The 18,492-nt window shown below is 68.0% G+C and carries 16 protein-coding genes; 8 read left to right on the forward strand and 8 right to left on the reverse strand.

What is annotated here, in order from left to right; genetic code table 11:
* Positions 1-9 precede the first annotated feature (9 nt).
* Both EV192_RS09885 and EV192_RS09890 read left to right on the forward strand, forming a co-directional pair.
* Positions 10-966, forward strand: coding sequence for an amidohydrolase family protein (locus EV192_RS09885; RefSeq protein ID WP_132113633.1), 957 nt, complete (start codon positions 10-12; stop codon positions 964-966).
* Positions 963-2,120 carry a thiolase family protein gene (locus EV192_RS09890; protein ID WP_132113635.1) on the forward strand — a complete coding sequence of 386 codons (1,158 nt, stop codon included), beginning with the start codon at positions 963-965 and terminating at the stop codon, positions 2,118-2,120. The genes EV192_RS09885 and EV192_RS09890 overlap by 4 nt, the downstream gene beginning before the upstream one ends.
* On the opposite strand, the gene EV192_RS09895 is transcribed toward EV192_RS09890, so the two are convergent.
* Entirely contained in the window at positions 2,095-3,483 is a 1,389-nt protein-coding gene (locus tag EV192_RS09895; protein ID WP_132113637.1) for a flavin monoamine oxidase family protein, read from the reverse strand. The two genes, EV192_RS09890 and EV192_RS09895, sit on opposite strands and share 26 nt — an antisense overlap.
* Before the next feature lie 89 nt (positions 3,484-3,572).
* Between EV192_RS09895 and EV192_RS09900 the strand changes: the two genes are divergently transcribed.
* The 4 genes from EV192_RS09900 to EV192_RS09915 all read left to right on the forward strand — a co-directional run bounded on the left by EV192_RS09900 (position 3,573) and on the right by EV192_RS09915 (position 9,175).
* A complete protein-coding gene (locus EV192_RS09900; RefSeq protein WP_132113639.1) occupies positions 3,573-4,130 on the forward strand; it encodes a VanZ family protein in 558 nt (185 codons plus the stop codon).
* A 253-nt stretch (positions 4,131-4,383) separates the two neighbouring features.
* On the forward strand, positions 4,384-5,445 hold the full coding sequence (locus tag EV192_RS09905) for a ferritin-like domain-containing protein (protein WP_132113641.1): 1,062 nt from the start codon (positions 4,384-4,386) through the stop codon (positions 5,443-5,445).
* A complete protein-coding gene (locus EV192_RS09910; protein ID WP_132113643.1) occupies positions 5,442-8,093 on the forward strand; it encodes a LodA/GoxA family CTQ-dependent oxidase in 2,652 nt (883 codons plus the stop codon). The genes EV192_RS09905 and EV192_RS09910 overlap by 4 nt, the downstream gene beginning before the upstream one ends.
* Positions 8,090-9,175: an NAD(P)/FAD-dependent oxidoreductase gene (locus EV192_RS09915; protein ID WP_132113645.1), complete on the forward strand. Its 1,086-nt coding sequence runs from the start codon at positions 8,090-8,092 to the stop codon at positions 9,173-9,175. The genes EV192_RS09910 and EV192_RS09915 overlap by 4 nt, the downstream gene beginning before the upstream one ends.
* Positions 9,176-9,219: 44 nt before the next feature.
* Here EV192_RS09915 and EV192_RS09920 read toward each other — a convergent pair whose 3' ends face one another.
* From EV192_RS09920 to EV192_RS09930, 3 genes are all read right to left on the reverse strand, one after another.
* Positions 9,220-10,137 carry an RICIN domain-containing protein gene (locus EV192_RS09920; protein WP_132113647.1) on the reverse strand — a complete coding sequence of 306 codons (918 nt, stop codon included), beginning with the start codon at positions 10,135-10,137 and terminating at the stop codon, positions 9,220-9,222.
* Positions 10,138-10,244: 107 nt separating this feature from the next.
* On the reverse strand, positions 10,245-11,669 hold the full coding sequence (locus EV192_RS09925; RefSeq protein ID WP_132113649.1) for an MFS transporter: 1,425 nt from the start codon (positions 11,667-11,669) through the stop codon (positions 10,245-10,247).
* Between the two features lie 37 nt (positions 11,670-11,706).
* Positions 11,707-12,381: an SGNH/GDSL hydrolase family protein gene (locus EV192_RS09930; RefSeq protein WP_207925961.1), complete on the reverse strand. Its 675-nt coding sequence runs from the start codon at positions 12,379-12,381 to the stop codon at positions 11,707-11,709.
* Between the two features lie 71 nt (positions 12,382-12,452).
* Here EV192_RS09930 and EV192_RS09935 point away from each other — a divergent pair, with 71 nt between their 5' ends.
* On the forward strand, positions 12,453-13,442 hold the full coding sequence (locus EV192_RS09935; protein WP_132113653.1) for a helix-turn-helix domain-containing protein: 990 nt from the start codon (positions 12,453-12,455) through the stop codon (positions 13,440-13,442).
* A 387-nt stretch (positions 13,443-13,829) separates the two neighbouring features.
* Positions 13,830-15,077, forward strand: coding sequence for a serine hydrolase domain-containing protein (locus EV192_RS09940; protein WP_165960321.1), 1,248 nt, complete (start codon positions 13,830-13,832; stop codon positions 15,075-15,077).
* Positions 15,078-15,394: 317 nt separating this feature from the next.
* On the opposite strand, the gene EV192_RS09945 is transcribed toward EV192_RS09940, so the two are convergent.
* The 4 genes from EV192_RS09945 to EV192_RS09960 form a co-directional block, all read right to left on the reverse strand.
* Positions 15,395-15,601, reverse strand: coding sequence for a hypothetical protein (locus EV192_RS09945; RefSeq protein WP_132113657.1), 207 nt, complete (start codon positions 15,599-15,601; stop codon positions 15,395-15,397).
* Between the two features lie 111 nt (positions 15,602-15,712).
* Complete coding sequence (locus EV192_RS09950) at positions 15,713-16,339, reverse strand: hypothetical protein (protein WP_132113659.1); 627 nt, start codon at positions 16,337-16,339, stop codon at positions 15,713-15,715.
* A complete protein-coding gene (locus tag EV192_RS09955) occupies positions 16,336-17,136 on the reverse strand; it encodes a DNA-binding transcriptional response regulator (RefSeq protein ID WP_132113661.1) in 801 nt (266 codons plus the stop codon). The genes EV192_RS09950 and EV192_RS09955 overlap by 4 nt, the downstream gene beginning before the upstream one ends.
* On the reverse strand, positions 17,136-18,428 hold the full coding sequence (locus EV192_RS09960; RefSeq protein WP_132113663.1) for a sensor histidine kinase: 1,293 nt from the start codon (positions 18,426-18,428) through the stop codon (positions 17,136-17,138). The genes EV192_RS09955 and EV192_RS09960 overlap by 1 nt, the downstream gene beginning before the upstream one ends.
* Positions 18,429-18,492 lie beyond the last annotated feature (64 nt).

The following is an 18,492-nucleotide window of genomic DNA, read 5'->3' on the forward strand; positions in this document are numbered from 1 at the left end:
GGAGGACAGATGACAACACCGCCCCAGGTCGTCGACATGTGCGGCGTGTACTTCGACCTCGAGTGCTGGGAGAGCTATCTCCACTCGTTCGCCAACCTCGCGCCGGGCTACCTGCGCACCTTCGCCGTCCCACTGGCCCGGCACGCCGGGATCGACCTGCAGCGGTACCGGGACGCGCTCGACAGGAGTGCCCGCGACGCGGTGAGCGCCTTGCTGGACGGCCCCGGGCTCGCGGTCGGTGTGGACGACTACGCCGCAGACCTGCGCGCGAACGGCGTCGCGCGGCAGGTGTTGCACGGCGGCCAGAGCCGGCTGACGGACGGGACGACGGTGAACGACCGGCTGGTGCGGATCACCGACCCGCACCGCGACCTGCTGGAGGTCTGGGCCGGGCTCGATCTCGCGGACGTTCCCGCCGCCATCGCCGAGCTCGAGCACTGCGTGACCGACCTCGGCGTGCGCGGCGCGTCGATGGTGCACTGGTGGGCGGACCGGGCACCGGACGACCCGGAGTGTCACCGGCTCTACGCGCGCGCGGCCGAACTGGGGGTGCCACTGTGGATCCACACCGGCACGAGCTACTCGCCGAACCGGGTGTTCGACCACTGCACCTGGCGCGACCTCGACCACATCGCCGCACGGCACCCCGATCTGGTCATCGTCGCCGGGCACGGCGGCTGGCCGTGGATCACCGAGGCGATGGCGGTGCTGCAGCGCCAGCCCAACGTCTACCTGGAGTTCAGCGCGCACCGGCCGAAGTACATGCGCGCGGCGGGTTCCGGCTGGGAGCCGATGCTCAACTACGGCCGGACCACGGCCCGCCACAAGATCATGTTCGGCTCAGTCACCTGGGTGCATTCGGTGCCGATCGGGATCCTGGCCCGCGAGGTCCAGGGGCTCGACCTCGGCGCCGAGACCGAACGCGCCTGGCTGCACGGCAACGCCGAACGGCTGCTCGGCGCATGACCATGGCGGTCATCGTCGATGCCGTCCGCACCCCGTCGGGCCGGGGCAAGCCGGGCGGAGCGCTGCACCACGTCCATCCGGCCGAGTTGCTGGCGGTGGTGCTGCGCGCGCTGGTGGACCGGTCCGGCCTCGACGCGGCCATTGTGGACGACGTCATCGCCGGATGTGTGACGCAGAGCGGAGATCAGTCGCTGAACATCGGCCGGACGGCGGTGCTCCTCGCCGGTTTCCCCGAGTCGGTGCCCGCGGTGACGATCGACCGGCAGTGCGGCTCCAGCCAGCAGGCCGTCCATTTCGCCGTGCAGGGCGTGCTGGCCGGCGCGTATGACGTGGCGATCGCGTGTGGTGTCGAGTCGATGAGCCGGGCACCGATGTTCGCCAACACGCGGGGCGGCGACCCGACCGGGGTGCGGGATGGGGTGATCCAGCAGGGGCACGCGGCCGAGGTGGTCGCGGCCCGCTGGAAGATCGGCCGCACCGCGCTCGACGAGTACGCCGCCCGGTCGCACCGGCTTGCCGCCCACACCGCGGCGGCCGGCGGGTTCGACCGGGAAACGGTGCCCTTGGGCACCTTCGTCCAGGACGAGACGATCCGCCCGGGTACCACCGCCGAGGCACTGGCCGGGCTTGCGCCGGCCTTCCGGGACGCCGCGATCGGGGACCGGTTCCCGGAGATCGAATGGCGCGTCACGGCGGGGAACTCGTCGCCACTGACCGACGGCGCCTCTGGTGTGCTTGTGATGTCCGAGCCGCGCGCCGCCGAACTCGGCCTCGTCGCGAGAGCCCGCGTGCACGCCATGTCCGTCGTCGGCAGCGACCCGTTGCTGATGCTCACCGGCGTCGTCGCGGCCACGCGCCGAGTGCTGAAGGCCGGCCGCCTGCGTCTCGACGAGATCGACGCCTACGAGGTCAACGAGGCATTCGCGGTGGTACCGCTGCTGTGGGCGGCGGAGCTGGGCGGGGACGCCGAGCGGCTCAACCCGCGCGGCGGGGCGATCGCACTCGGGCATCCGCTCGGCGCGTCCGGGACCCGGCTGCTGGCCACGCTGCTCAACCACCTCGAGGACACCGGTGGACGGTATGGCCTGCAGACGATGTGCGAGGGCGGCGGCATGGCCAACGCGATGATCATCGAACGGGTGACCGCTCGCTGAGCACCTCGTCGGCAGCGCGCTCGCCGGCCTGCACGGCTCCGTTCATCCAGCCGGTCCACCGGGTCGCGGTCTCGGTCCCGGCGAGGTGGACCCGCCCCACTGGTGCGCGCAACGCCGAGCCGGCCCGGGTGACCACGCCGGGCGGCGTTGTGCCCTGGCAGCCGAAGATCCACGGTTGCCGGGGCCAGTTCGTCTCCTGGAACTCCACTACCTCCCGGGCGCGTTGGCCGAAGAAGCGCACGAGCTGTTCCAGCGCGGCCGCGCGCCGCAGGTCCGCGTCGACGAAGAACTCCGGCGGACTGCCGAACGGCTCGTCCGCTGGGAACACGAAGCCGATCACCGTCAGGACGCCGACCGAGCCGTCCGGCGGCGAGGAGTCGACGACTGCCGGGAACGGGCCGGTGTCGCTGCTCGCGCTGCCGCTCAACCCGTCGGCTCGCCAGAACGGCTCGGCGTAGACGACGTTCAGCTTCAGCAGTTGCCCCGGCAGCCACGAGCCGGCCAGCAGCTCGTGTCCCGCACCCAACCCCGGCGAGAAGTCGATCGCACGGGTGCCGAGCGCGTTGAGCGCGACGATGACATGGTCCGCCGCGACTTCGGCACGGCGGCTCGTGACGCGTACCGGACCGTCCCGGTGGTCCTCGACCGCGGACACCGGCGTACCAAGCACCAGGCGGTCACCGAGCCGCTCACCGATGGCCAGCGCGAGCCGCTGCGAGCCACCCGTGAACCGGTAGGTGACCTCCTGGTCGGCAAGCATGCGTGCCACGCCGCCACACGTCGCCATGTAGTGCAGGGCGCCCAGCAGGGACGCACGAGACGCCGGCGTCGCCAGCCAGCCACTGACACAGCGGTCGAACTGGACGCGGGCGATCGGGTCACGGATCCTTCCGTCCCGCCAGTCGCCCAGGCTTGTCTGGTCGAGCACCACCGCCTCAGGATGGCGCCACGGTTCCCCGGCGGGAACGCCGGCGACCAGCTCGTCGAACGCGCGGAGCGCGCGGCGCAGCTCGTCACGGGCGGACTTCGCCATGGGCGGCACGGCGCCGTCGCTGACGTGGCGTACCCCGTTCAGCTCCGTGACGTGCGCGCCGTCCTTGTGCGTCGGGAACATCTCCAGCCCGAACAGCTCGATGAGCCGCCAGATGTCCCGCTGCGCCGGGCACACGTACATGGCCCCGCCCTCGATGAGGCCGCCATGGCTCAGTGGCCGGTTCCACACCCGGCCACCAACCCGCTCGGCGGCTTCCAGCACCACGACGGAGTCGATCCCGCGCTCGACCAGACGGTGCGCGGCGGCCAGGCCCGAGAGGCCGGCACCGATGACCGCGACCTCGGCGCGGAGGTGATGACCGTCGGACATGACCACCCCTTCCGATATGAATGAGCATTTATATGCTAGCGGATGTCGCCGGGCTGGGTAGATTCACGGCCGGCGCACGCGGAGGTGGCATGACCGAGGGGTGGCACAGCTGGGTGGGTACGGTCCATGGCGTCGTACTCATCACGGTGGCCGTACTGCCGTTGGCCGTACTGGCAGTGTGGTTTCTGGCACGCCGCCGGAGCGTCACCGGCACCACGCCAGCATGGGCGTGGCGAATGTCGCTGGCCGAGGTCGGCATGGTCTACGGGACCGTGCCGTGGGTATGGATGATCATGTTGCCGGGCGGCCGGGCCGGCGCCGTTCCCGGCCGGGTAAGCGTGGTACCGCTGCGGGATCTTCTCGCGGTCCTTGCCGACGGGCCGCTCACGGCGACGGTCCAGGTCGTCGGCAATCTGCTGGTGTTCGCGGCTCTGGGGTTCTTCGGCCCGCTGCGGTTCGCCGCACTGGCGTCGGTACCGCGGATCCTGGCGCTCGCGGCCGGCTGCTCGGTCCTGGTCGAGACCGCCCAGTACGTCCTGCGCCTGGACCGGGTGTCCTCTGTGGACGACGTACTGCTCAACACCGCCGGCGCCGGGCTCGCCGCACTGGCGGCCCGCCGCTGGTGGCAGGACCGGGCCTGCGCGTAGGTGCGGCTTTGCCGCTCGCCGGGTTGGGGAGATGGCGTTCCGATCACGAACTGTGAGATTTCTCGATGGAGAATCACCTTTCTGTCGGCCTTCTTCGCACCATCGGGCAAAAGTCCGTTGCGCACATTGGCCACCCTTTCGAGCGAACGGCTGTCAGTGCCAAGAATCCGGTGGTAGCGTCCGAAGCTTGACGTCAAGCGCGACCGAACCATTCAGACGTGTTCGATGATTCACGTTTCCAAGGAGAAGTAACGTGACCACGTCAACATTTGACACATCGCTCATCCAATCGATCGAACGCCAGCTCGCCTGCCCGCCGGAGGAGCAGGATCTCGACTGGCTCAAGCGCTCGCTGCAGACGGCCGTGGAACTCGAACTGTCCACCATCCCGCCGTACCTCTGCGGCCTCTGGTCGATCGAGAACAGCTCGGACCAGTCCTCGGCCGAGGCGGCGGAGACGATCTGGGAGATCGTCCGCGACGAGATGTTCCACGCGGCGCTGGCCTGCAATCTGCTCACCGCGATCGGTGGCACGCCGGATGTCACCCGCGTGCCCGGCTACCCGTGTGAGCTGCCCGGCATCGACCGGGACCGGCTGCGGGTATACCTGGGCGGCCTGACCAGGGAGTACGTTCAGGACGTCTTCATGGCCATCGAGCTGCCCGAGCAGCTGTGGCCGGCGGACCGCCAGGCCAGGACGATCGGCGAGTTCTACGACGCCGTCGAGTCGGTGATCCGGACCAGGCCCGACATCCTTCCGCCGGTCACCAAGGCCCGACAGTACGAGCGCAACGGGTTCCCGGACCTTCCCCTCGTCGACACCTACCAGACCGCGCTCAAGGTGATCACGAGAATCAAGGAGGAGGGCGAGGGCAGCCGGACCCCGCCGGACGAAACCCCGGAGGTCCTCCCGCACTACTACCGGTTCGGCGCACTGGTCAACGGCCGACGGTACGTCAGGAAACCGGACGGCAAGTGGGACTACGTCGGCGCGAAGGTCCCGTTTCCGACCAAGGTGTACCCGATGATGCCCGTGCCCGACGGCGGCTGGCAGAACACATCCGGCGAGGTCGCCGACAATCTCAAGAAATTCGACGTCCAGTACAAGAAGACGCTCACCGAGCTCAACGCCGTGTGGCGCGAGTCGGACACCGCCAAACAGAACACGCATTTCTCCGCGTCCGTGCGGGCAATGCGCGAGATGGGTAAACACGCCAAGGCACTGATGAGGACTCCACTCCCCGGCCTGATGCTCGGAAACTACGGACCGGATTTCCGTCCGTTCCCCATCCGCACCGAAGGAAGTCACCGATGAGTGAGATCAAAAGCATCCGGATCCATCCGGCGATCGGCATCGCCAGAGTCGGCAACAGCGCGGACTTCTTCATCGGACCCGAACAAGTGTGGCAGCGGACCGACCCGCACGAGAAATTCAAGGACGGGGCCGGCCGAGTGAAACGGCAGGCCGCCAGATTCCGCCTGTTCGCCTACTACGACGACGGTCCGCCCAAGGAACTGACCAAGGCGCACCCGGGGATCTCGATCACCTGGCAGGTCCACGTCCGCAACAAGAAGCCGTGGATAGACGAGGACAACGAGCGGTCGCCCGGCCTGGTCATCGACTCGGGGAAGCAGACGGTCAGGGGCGACGGCGCCCACACCGGACCGAAGCTCGCCGGGAAGATCACGTTCTCGCGCCAGTCCGAACGCCCGGTGCCACTCGGCGAGCTCCGCACCGACCCACAAGGGCACCTGGTGGTGCTTGGCGGCTACGGCAAGTCCACCTCCTGGCACGGCCGGGAACCTGAGCGCATCATGCGGAACCCGGGATGGTACGACGACACGTCCGACGGCCCCGTCACGGCGACCGTCACGATCAACGGCCGGAACGTTCCCGTGGTGGGCGCGTGGATCATTGTGGCGCCGCCGAAGTACGGGCCGCATTTCGACACCGTCATCACCCTGTACGACCGGCTCTTCCAGCTACGGAACCCGACTTTTTCGGTGCCGGCCAAGGTCTCGTACACCAATGACGTGTATCCCATCCTCAGGCGCGCGGTGGATACACAGTGGACGAACAAGAACGCCGGCAAGCGGCACGGAAAGGACTGGGCGGCCGACGACAAGCTCCGGAGTATGCCGAAGGAGCTGCGGGAGCGTGTGTTCGAGAACCTGCGGGATCCAAGGAATCCCTCAGGTGGAGGCACCATGCCCAAGCTGGAGACGACCGTGAGCCTCACCTCGATCCAGTACGACATCATGCGGAAGTGGAAGGACGGGGGCGAGCAGGTCGTCAACGACTGGCCAGCGGACGGCCACGGCCCGAAGCCGGCGGAGAAGGTCACCCCGGATGACCTCGACCGGGCGGCACTGAGCGCCTGCGTCGGCGAGTCCTTCGGGCCCGGCATCGAAGTCGGTGGGTTCGGTACGCAGCCCATCCTCGACAACTCCCTTTACGACGACACCGACCGGTTGCGCCTGAAAAGCACGGTCGAACCGGGTGCCATCACCGCGTACCTGGCGAACCCGTGGCAGACCGACTTCAGCGCCTGCGGGGAGAACTGGTGGCCGGTCCCCCGGCCGAACCAGGTGCACACGGAGTCCGCCGGTACGCTGGATTGGGACCGGGGCCGAAAGGGCTTCACGAACATGGTCCGCAACTGGCACACCTTCGGCTTCGTCCTCCCGGTGGGGAACAAGTTCCTGGAAGTCGGGCGCGCTCCGCTGCCGACCGTGCGGCTCAGGAGCTACCAACTGCACTTCAGCGACGTCGTTCCGGCGGCGTTCGACATCCCGAAACGGGTCGGCGGGCAGATCACGTTCGACGTGTCCGCGCCTGGGCAGCCGGTCACCCTCCGGATCGCCCCCGGCGACGGCCCGAGCCATGCCGGCCTCGAGGTGGATCGCGGTTCCATCACCGTCGAGCCCACCGGGGCCGGCGAGATGGCCACGGTGTCGTTCCGGGTGACCTACCAGCCGACGGAGACCGGCGAGCGGATCGAGGACCGGGTGATCGTCAGCGACCCGGTCGGCGACCAGCGCTGGGTCATCCCGATCAGGGCGACCACCGCGACCACCACACTGTCCACAACAGACAGCCAGGAGGCGGTGCAGCGGGCCGCGTCGGTCCTGGCCGACCTGCTGCCCGCCGGTACGCCGGACGCGGTGGCCGACCTTCAGTCGATGGACCTCGACCACAGTCACCCGGATGGTTTCGGGCCCGCGCGGGCGGCCGTGCGGCTGGCCACCTCGCTGGTGGACGCGGGAACCGCCCTGGACGTCGACGGCACGCTGCTGCCCGGGTACGACCAGAGCGTCCCGTTCGACCTGACCGAAGTGGACACGGCGGTCGACCTGATCCTGCTGACCGACAACGCCGACCTGGTCGACTTCCGGCTGCTGAGCCCGGTCGGCCTGGCGGTCGACCCGGCGCGCCTGATCAAGGCACCCTCGGGCGTCGCCCACTACCGGATCACGCTACCGCTGGAGTTCATGCCCGGCCGTTTCGACCACGCCGGGCAGTGGCGGGCCTTGCTCTCGACGACCGGAGCCAAAGCTGTCGCGTACAGCCTGGTTGCCCAGGTCTACTCCAGCATGTCGATGCGCGCCACCATCATCCCGCGTGGCACCGATTTCGACGCGCCGCTGGCGATTCACGCGAGCCTGACCGACGCCGAACTCGTCCCGGACAGCGCCCGTGCGTGGGCGGTGATCACCAGACCGGACGGCTCTGAACAGGAGACGCCGTTGGCCGAACAGATGCCAGGTCGGTTCGCCGGGACGTTCCCCACGGACGAGCCTGGTACGTACCGCGGCCGTGTCCGGATCAGTGGGGTGAGCGCGGACGGCCATCCGTTCCAGCGAGAGCAGTCCGCGACCGCGACGACGTGGCACGAGACCGTGATCCCAGCGCAGGAACCGGCGCGGGAGGTTCGGTCGCGGGACGCGGCGCACAGTCGATGACCTTGCTGCGTAACGAGATGTACGAGGTGGCTGTCGTCGGCGGTGGCCCCGCAGGCGCCGTGGCGGCAGCCACCCTCGCCAAAGCCGGCTACCGGACGGTGCTCCTCGAAGCGTCCCACTACGAGGAGCACCGGATCGGCGAGACCCTGCCGCCGGACGCGGCAGCACTGCTGACCCAGTGGGGACTTCGCGAAGACGACTGGCTTCCCTGCAATGGCAACGAAAGCGCGTGGGGCGGGCGCGACCTGCAGTCGTTTCCGTTCATCTTCAACGTCCACGGTGCTGGCGCGCATGTCGACCGAAGTCTGTTCGACTCCCGGCTGGCCGCGTCCGCAGCCGACGCGGGCGTCAGGCTGCTGTGTGGCACGCGTGTCACCGAATGCGTAGGTCCGTCCGACGGTTGTTGGCGGCTGACCTTGCGTGGACGTGGCGAGATCACAGCACATGCCGTGATCGACGCGACCGGACGCACCGGGCGGCTGTCCCGTTCCGTCGGCGCCCACAGACACACCTGCGATCGCCTGGTCGGCGTCGCCGCGCAGTACCGTGGACCAACCACCAGCGGCGGCAACACCCTCATCGAGTCCACAAAGGACGGATGGTGGTACACCGCGCCGCTGCCACCAGATCGCCGGATAGTGGTGTTCATGACCGACGCGGACCTCTGCCGTCGGCTCCGACTCACCCACGACCGGACCTGGGACGAGCGGCTGGCCCGGACCCACCACATCCGTGATCGGGTCGCGAACACCCAACGGGTGTCGGCCCCGACGGCGCACACAGCGGCCAGCCACCACCTCGAATCCGGCACCACCGCGGGCAGGTGGCTCGCGGTGGGCGATGCCACCATGAGCGTCGATCCGCTCTCGTCCAGCGGTATCTCCCGAGCTCTGACGACCGGTGCCCTCGGCGGCCTGGCGATGGCACACTGGCTGGCGGGCCAGGTCAAACCCGTACAGGAGTACCAGCGTGCCCAGGCCGACGAACTCAGTGCGTACCGGCAGGCCAGACTCGCCTACTACGGCTTGGAAACGCAGTGGCCGGACGCGTCTTTCTGGCGACGCCGGCACGTCGATGCTTGAGCGTCGGTAAGCCGCGCTTGCGCGGCTTACCGACCCGCGCGAGGTCAGCGGCCGTCGAGGTACCAGTACTGGCTGGCCCAGTCGTGGCACGGCTGCACACTCAGCCCCTGCCCGAGGCTGCCGGTGGACAGGCATCCCCACGTCTGGGTGTTGATGATCGACACGGTGCCGTCCGGGCCGCCACCGACGATCTTCCACCGCTGGTTGGCGCCGCCACCGTAGGTCCACACCTGCACCTTGCCGTTGCCCGTGTCCAGGTCGAGCGCCTTGGAGTACCCGGTGGCACCGTTCTTGAGCACGTACACGTCACCGCCCTGCGCCTCCAGCGACCACACCTGTGCGGCGTTGTTGTTGGCACGCTCGGCTTTCACCAGGTTGCCGTTGGCGTTGCGGGCGCCATCGTCATCGGCCAGAAGCCCGTTCTCCCTGCTGCGCAACGCCTTCTTGTCGCCCTGGTTGCCCTGGCCGCGGTCGGGGCGGGAGCGGAACGTGTAATGGTCGTTGTACCGGCCGCTCTTGCCGAAGTCACCGCGGAAGCGGGACCAGGCCGGGTAGTCCTTGTCGTAGTCGTATCCGCCGCCGTCGAAGGTGCCGGTGTCGAAGATCCACACCCCGTACTTCCAGCCGTTGTCCTCCACCGTGGTGTAGATCGGCTGGCCCCGGTCGGGGCCGCCGCGGACGTCGACCTTCGCACCCCATTGGGTGATCGCCGAGATGGACAGGACGATCACGTTGTACTCGTAGTTGGTGTCGCGTTCGGCGACCTCGGCCTCAGCCCAGGTGAACTCCTCGTACTTCGCGTTCTGGGACGCGGCCTTGGCGATGTCCGCGATCACCTTCGCCGGGTCGATCGGGATCTTCGCGCTGGCGGCCGGGACCGCGCCCAGCGCCACCGGCACCGCCATCGCCAGCACGGCCAGTCCGCTGACCACCGCACTGCGTAGCTTTCTTGTCCTGTTCATCGTTACGCGAGACCTCCCCATCAAGCGCGCCGGGTGGCGCGGCCACAGGAGCATCGCTGACACTGATCAACAGGAAATCAATCCGGCATCAACCGGTACATACCCGGCTAGCGCCGGGTCCCAGGCTTCGGGGTGATGCCCAGCGCGGCGGCGGCGCCGACCAGGGCGACGGCGGCGATGGCCCACCAGGCCCAGGTGAAGACCGTCAGTGCCTGGTCGTCGGACGCGATCAACTTCCCGAGAATGGCGACCAGCATGGCCACCCCGAAGACGTAGCCGAGTTGGCGACTGGCGTTGATGACGGCGCTGCCAGTCGCCGCCCGAGCCGGCGGTAGGTCGACGGTCGCGGAGGCGAGCATGTTCGGTAGCGCGAAACCGACACCGATGCCGACGATGATCCAGCCCGGCAGGATCTGGCTGGCATAGTTGACATCCGTTGTCGCGGTGAGCGCCAGCACCACGGCGCCGACACCGACCAGCGCGTTCCCGATGGCGACCACCACACCGACCGGTAGGCGGCCGGTCAGCTTCTGACTCACGATGGCGAACAACGGCACCATCAACGGTCCGGGTGCCACCGCGAAACCGGTGATCAACGGATCGAAGTGCGCGTAGTTCTCCAGCCGCAGCACGACGCTCGGCAGAACGGCGCCGAACGCGATGCAGAACAACAAAGCGCTGGCATTGGCCCAGAAGAACGTCCGTACCCTCAGCAATGCTGGATCCACCACGGGCGCGGGGTGGCGGAACGCACGGAAGACGAACCATGCCAGCGCAAGCACGGACACGGCAAACGACACCAAGGTCGGCCCGCTCGACCAACCCCACTCCTGGCCTTTGACGAGAGCGAGGGCGAGGGCGCCGATCCCGAAGGCGAGAACAACCGAGCCAACGATATCCGGAATTCTCGAAACCGACGTGTCGCGGGAATCAGGTACCAGCGAGACGGCGGCGACAAACGCCAGGAGTCCGATGGGCACATTGATCAGGAAGATCCAGTGCCACGACACCTTCACCAGGGCGCCGCCGATGACCGGCCCGACGGCGGCGGCGACCGACGTCGAGGTCGCCCACACCTTGACCGCGAACGCTCGCCGAGCCGCAGGCATCGAGGTGAGCAGCAGACCGAGACTGGTTGGCGTCAGTGCCGCGGCGCCAACAGCCTGGAGCACGCGGAAGCCGTTCAACCACCACAATGTCGGGCCAACCGCGCACAAGGCACTGGCGATCGTGAACACGGTAAGTCCAACAAGGAATCCAGCTTTGCGCCCGTAGCGGTCAGACATCCGCCCGGCCGGGATGAGGAACGCCGCGTAGACAATGGTGTATCCGTTCAAGATCCAGCTGAGATCGGACAGCGAAGATCCCGCGTACCCCTCCCCGATGGCCGTGAACGCGACGTTGACCACGAAAACGTCCAGCATCGCCATGAAGGCCGCTGAACAGAGCACGATCAGGATGAGATTCGAACGATCCCGGACCTGTGGTTCGCGGGCGCGCGACGCGGTCGCCGCATTTTGCGCACTGTTCATTGAGGCACACCGATCCTGTTGGAAGAGTTCATCGCGCTCACCGCACGCCGTTGAGGGCGCCGGCCAGCGCGCGGACAACCTCGATGGCGAGCACGGCCTGTCCCGCCGATGCGAGGTGGATCTGGTCCGCGCTCAGCAGATCTGGGCGATCGTTGATGTGGTGGTCCCATGTGTCGACCACGATGGCGCCGTACTCGCGAGCGACGCGACGGGTGATGTCGTTGACCCGGCTGACCCGTGCGGCGAAGTCGGGGATCGTGGCGACCACGAACCGTTTGACCAGGGTGAACACCGTGAGCGTGGCACCTGTGGCAGCCGCGAGTGCGTACAGCTCGCGCAGGTCGTCCTCGATGTCGGAATAGGACGGCTGGGACCGCCAGATGTCGTTGGCGCCGGAGGGCAGGTGGATCAGGTCGGGTCGGAACGCAAGCATCCGTTCTGCCTGAGTCGCGGTGGTCTTTGCCGTCGACGTGCCGATCTGTGCGGTGTTGAGATACGCGAGGTCCGGGTTCACGCGTCGCAGGACCGTGCAGACCCGTTCCGGCCAGGGCACGGTCCGGTAGCCAGGGCTGGGATCGCCGATCCCGGCGGACAGGCTGTCACCGATGACCGCGAAGCGGCGCCACGGAGCGCCCACGAGCACGGCCGCGGCGTCCTCGTCGGACAGGCAGTAGGGGTCCGTCTGCTCGGTGAGCACAGTGTCTGTGGTCATGGCGTCGAGCATCGGCCGGTTCGATCTTCTTGCCCAGTGTCCGATCGGCCCACTTGCGTATACTTTCGGACATGACTGTCGTCGCGCTGGCCCTGTCGGACCGTGTCCCGATCTACGAGCTCGCCGCACCGTGTGCGATCTTCGGTTCCCGTGCGCCGCGCGGTGTCGAAGGCTGGTACGAGCTCCAGGTCTGCAGCCCGCGAAACGCGCGTGTCGACGAGTGGTTTCGCGCGGCGACCGAGTTCACCTACGACGATCTCGTGCAAGCAGACACGGTCGTTGTACCTGCGTGTCACGACCTACAGCCATCGCGACGTCTCGTCGAAGCGGTGCGTGCGGCGTACGACCGGGGCGCACGGGTGATGTCCATCTGCACCGGAGCCTTCGTGCTGGCCGAGGCAGGAATCCTCAACGAACTGCGGGCCACGACGCACTGGATGTACGCGACGACGCTGGCTGAGCGCTACCCGTCCATCACGGTCGACCCGGACGTGCTCTACGTCGACGAAGGACGGGTGCTGACGTCCGCGGGCAAGGCCGCGGGTCATGACCTGTGCCTGCACGTCGTACGGCGTGACTTCGGTGCGGCGGTCGCCAACCACATCGCCCGCCGGCTGGTGATGCCGCCGCACCGTGAGGGCGGCCAGGCGCAGTACATCGCCACATCGGTCCCCCACTCCTTGTCCGACGATCTCGCGCCAGTGCTGGACTGGGCGCTGACGCACCTCGACCAGGCGATCACCGTCGAGGACCTCGCCAGGCGGGCGCACCTGGGGACCCGGACACTCAATCGGCACTTCCACGCCAGGGTCGGCACCAATCCGTTGCAGTGGCTGCACGGCCAGCGGATCCGCCGCGCCCAGGAACTGCTTGAGCAGACCGACCTGCCTGTCGAAATCGTCTCGCAACGCGTGGGACTCACCAGCGCCGCCGTGCTGCGCCGCCATTTCCGGCGCGCGCTGGACACAACCCCGGACGCCTACCGGCGTACCTTCAGAGGCGCTCGCCCGTTGCACGGGACTACCCCACCGGCGTCGTCCCTGGATTCAGCTTCAGCCTAGTAGGGTCGCGGGCTTGGTGGCGTCGTCGCCACCAGACCCAGTGCAGGTGATCACTGATCAGCCCCTGGATGTACTTCCTGGCCTGCGCAAACGGTTGCACCCGGGCAAAGCGCGGCCGTAACCGCCCGGGTAGGTCGGCCAGATTCGACACCGCACGCCAGGGACCTGTCGCGACTCCGTGTGTTCCGGCTTCCGGGCATTCGGCCGACCCGTGGTCCGACTTTCGACTGGGGGCGTCCTCCTACCTCGGTAGGAGGATGGATGGCACCGCGGTGCGATGTGGAGCGTGTCCGTGTGTCCTTACGGTCGGCGCGTTGTGGGATGACGCCGACCGGACGGCCCAAGCCGTCGACGGAGTTCCGGATGCCGAACCAAGGGAGTCGTCCAATGGCGGTTTCGTTCGCACGTCGAGTATGGGTACCGGCCGTCGCGGCGGTGGCGTTGGCCGCTGGGACGACCGCGCCCGCCAACGCCGGACAACCCGGCCTGGACCGGACCGGCCTTGACCAGCCCGGGTTGGACCGGGCGCTGGCCGCGGTTCACGAGGCCGGGATGCCCGGGATCTACGCCGAGGTCCGGGACGGGTGGCGGACCTGGCGGGGCGCGTCCGGGGTGGCCGACACGGCCACCGGCAGGCCGGTCCGGCCGAATCTCGAGCACCGCGTTGGCAGTATCACCAAGACGTTCGTCGCCACCGGCCTGTTGCAGCAGGTCGCCGCCGGCCGGATTGTTCTGGACGCCCCGATCGGCCGCTACCTCCCCGCCCTGGTGCCGGGCGAGCGGGGCCAGCAGATCACGGTACGGATGCTGCTCAACCACACCAGCCTCATCAACGAACACACCGACGCGCTGTGGAGCGGCCCGGACGACATCGACCAAACCCGGTTGACCACCCACGCACCGGAGAAACTGGTGGAGATCGGGCTGCGGATGACGCCGGCGGCGGGCACGCTCGGCAGCACGCACGCTTACTCCAACACCAACTACATCATCATCGGACTGTTGCTGGAGAAGGTCACCGGGCAACCGGTCCGGGACTACCTGACTCGCAACGTGATCCGCGCGGCGGGCATCGGGCACACCACGTACTTCCCCGGCACCGACCCGTACATCCGCGGTCCGCACTCCCGGGCCTACGAGTCGATGTACGGCCACTGGAACCCGCCGAAGGACTTCACCGTCGACAACATGTCCTGGGCAGGCATGGCCGGCGAGCTAGTGTCCACAATGGATGATCTGAACCGGTTCTACCGCGCACTGTTGCAGGGCAAACTGCTCCCGCCCGCGATGCTGGCCGAGATGAAGAGGACAGTCCCGATCTCGCTCGGCGTGGCGTACGGGCTGGGCCTGGTCGAGAAGACGTACCCGGGCTGCGGCACGTTCTGGGGACACGGCGGCGGTGTGCTCGGCATGGGCACCACGACATTCACCAGCGGGGACGGCACTCGCCAGGTCTCAGTGGGGGTCAACTTGCTGCGGTACGAACAACTCGGACCGGACGGTCAACCCGTGCCGAACCCGATCACCGCAGCGTACAACAACCTGCTCCAGACCGCACTGTGCCCGGGTTCCCCGGCGGCATCGACCCAGGCCACAGCATTCCCAGGGGAAACCATGCTGGCCACCCGCGGCTGACAGCACACCGCCCAGGGGGCGTCGCCGGCCCGGCCGCCGGTGACGCCCCCGGGTCCATGAGGGAGCGCGGCTTTGTCGCGGCAGCCCGACGCCACCAAGCCCGCGCCCGCTGGTTCCACCACCGCACTCGACTACGCCGCGACCAGCAAACATAGCCCCACTCGGAAGTGCGGCTGCCGTACCAGGCAGGCCGGCCTTACGCCACGATGTCGCGTGCCGGAAACGGGACTCGCCAGTTGCGGGCGCGACCTTGGCATTGCCCCGTTGCGGCACGCGACATCGTCTGTGCGGCTGGTATCGACCTGCCGAGCCCAGCCTCAGTCCTCGATCGCCTCCTCGATGGCGTTGTTGACCAGTGCTCCGGCGATGAAGCCCACTCCGGCGCCGATGATCGCACCGGCCGGTCCGCCCGCGACGAAGCCGAGTGCGGCCCCGCCCTTGACGCCGGCGGCGTAACCGGCGGCCGCACCGGCCGTGGTCGACACGCCCTCGATGATGATCTCCTCGGTGGTCCGCTTAGGCACGTTCCCCCTCCTATCTCAGCAACTGGTTCGTTGTCGGTGAACCATCACGGTTCACACGATGCACCGAACCGCGCGGCCGAGGCAGGGAAAACTCCGCACCACATCAGACGGTCAACCGGACGTCGCCCGCAGGCTGATGGAATCCGCTGGCCAAGGGCGGGGCACGGGCCGCAACCGGCGCCAGTCGAAGGGCGGATGCCCGAGCCTGGGATGCCGCCGGTCGTGCAGGTGCAGGAGGATCCAGCCGGCCCCGCACCCGAGGATGATCACCTTGCCCAGCGCCGCGAGGACAGGCCGATCGCCAAGTGGGGCACCAAGACCGGCGACAGCGGTGACCGTGACCAGGGTGCCGAACACCGGATACACCGCGAGTTGATGCCAGATCTTGGTCGGCGCCAACGCCTGGGCCAACGAGTAGTAGTTCAGCCGTGTTTCCGAACGCCATTGCCAGATACCGAAGACCAGCCAACAGCTCGCGACGAGCAGGGCCGTCTGGGTGGCGGCCAACGACCGGATCAGCCCGGAAAGCTCCCGGGGAACCAGCGCGACACCCACCCCACAGGCCAGGCACAGCAAGGGATCGCCGTAGATGAGCGCCAGGAACTGGTCGCGTGGCCGGATCACCCGGCGTTCCAAACCGAGTGCCAGCACCACATGCATGCCAGGGGTGATCGCCAACGCCATGGCACCGGCCACCAGGGGACCTCGGTCCAGCACGAACAGCAGCGGGCCGGTCACCGTCGTCGCCCCCTACGTCGCTGGACTCCGCGGCTGGCCTCGGTGCTGACCCGAACGACTGGTCGCTCCACGACGAGCGCGCGCACCTCAGGATCCTGGAAGAACCGAAAGTGCGTGACCGCGAAGGCGTGCATGGGCGCGAGAAAGTGCTTCTTCGACCCGTCTCCGTCAGGGAGCACCGAGATGATGGGTGCCCGGCTGTGCAGCGACTGGATCGCCAGCATGGCGTCGTAGTGCTCGGCAAGGAAGTAGTCGACGGTTCGCGGTGAGACGAACGAGGCCATCGCGATCTCGGTGCGGGTCACGTGGGTGGACAGGTTCTCCCAGATCGTCAGGTCGACAGGACTGCGCACCAACCCGTCGAGCAACGAAGGACGATCACGGGAACGGTACCGGTCGCCTTCCTTGTCCGTCACCGTCGTCATCCCGGACCGTTGGAAATCATCGACCAGTTCTCTGATCTCGTCGGCGTTGGCCCGCTTGGAAAGCAGGGTGAGCGGCCGGTAGAACTGGAACGCGGCAAGGAGGAACAGCACCCGGTTGTCCTCGCTGTCCGCCGAGTAGATCACTGACGGCACGCCGTGCGCGGCAAGGTGGCGCAACGCCGTCAGCCCGGTTTCCGGCGATTCGTAGGAGAAGTCCACGTCAACAAAGGCCAGGTCGAAGCGCTGCTCGCGCAAGGCGACGGCCAGAGCGCGCGGGGTCAGCAGCGTGTGCACGTCATGCGCCGTTCCCCTCAACGACTGCGCGACGGTGTGCCCGATCTCCAGGATGTCGTCGACCACCACGATCCGCATCAGCGTTCCCTCCACCAACCATCGCCACTACGCAGCCTCGTCACGCCATCGTGCCCCTGCGAGCGCCAATGGGCCTCGACGACGGTCTCGATGCCGGCGCGGTTCCAGGCGATGCCACCGTCCATCATGGACAGACGGGTGTGCAGGAGACCGAGGCTGCTGTGCGGGGTGTGGTCAGGCGCCTGGGCCGGCCCTTCGCCATCGTCCGCGACCCGGACGCGGGTGCACTCGTCGTCCAGGACACAGTTGACATGGACCAGGTTGGCTCCCGCGTTGAGCGCGTTGGTGACCAGGTCCGGCAGTACCCGCCGGGCGATCTGGTAGTCCGCGGCGGACAGGACCAGCGCGGCTGAACCCTCGTTCAGCACGCAGCAACCCCGGCGTGGCGACGGCACGATACGCAGCACCGTCTCCCACAGTTGGCTGAACGACCGGGGGCCGGACCGCTCGCCCGTGGCCAGAACATCCCGCCGCAGCTCCTCGACCCGCATCATGACCTCTCTGGTCAGGCTGCGCACCTCTTCGATGACCGGATCCGACTCGTCGACGTAGCGCTGCAACAACGTCGCCGAGTTCTTCACCTGGCTGTGCAGGTCGATCGACGTCTCCTGACACTGGATGACGTAGCTGCTTCGCGCGTGGCTGACCGACGCCCTGAGCAGGACGTCGAACGCACCACGGATCGGGTAGTACAGCAACGGAAGCGCGGACAGCACGAGGACCACGGGTAGCGGCACCCGACCGGCGACATCGTTGTACGGGAACACGGTGGCCAGCACGATCGCACAGAGAATGACCGGGATCAGCACCCGGAACCGACGCATGCCCCGTGGTGGCGGGAACTTCGTGCTGTACCAGCCGGGATCGATCACTGCCTGGAGTACGGCCTCCCACACGTACAGCACGGCGAGGGTGACGCCGAGGATCCTGACCCCGGTCGGCAGGCTCACCAGCGGGAACGGGCCGACGTAGAGCCAGGTCGCCAGGAACGCACCGGCGCCCTCCAGCAGGCCGGACGCGTCGACCGTGGCCCGCCCCGAGGTGCTGGCCAGATGGTCGACCAACCGAGTCAGGCCAGGGATACGGCCGAGGCGGGCCAGCGCTTCGGCGCTGAGATGCGCGAACGCCAGCATCACAGCCGCGGTGGCAAGAAGCAGTTGTGCCGCCCCGCGCAACGCGTCGCCCGCCGTAGCCGCCAGCAGGGTTGTCCACATCCCGGCCAGCAGAAGGGTGCGGATCCAGCAACCGGCGCGCCAGATCGGCCCGGCGGCACGCACCGCCGTACTGAACATCGCTTGCTCTGGCCCGAATACCCGCACGACCCTCCCGGTGGTTGTCTGGATAGTCGTCAACCAT

This window comes from Actinocrispum wychmicini (assembly GCF_004345645.1).
GTDB lineage: Bacteria > Actinomycetota > Actinomycetes > Mycobacteriales > Pseudonocardiaceae > Kibdelosporangium > Kibdelosporangium wychmicini.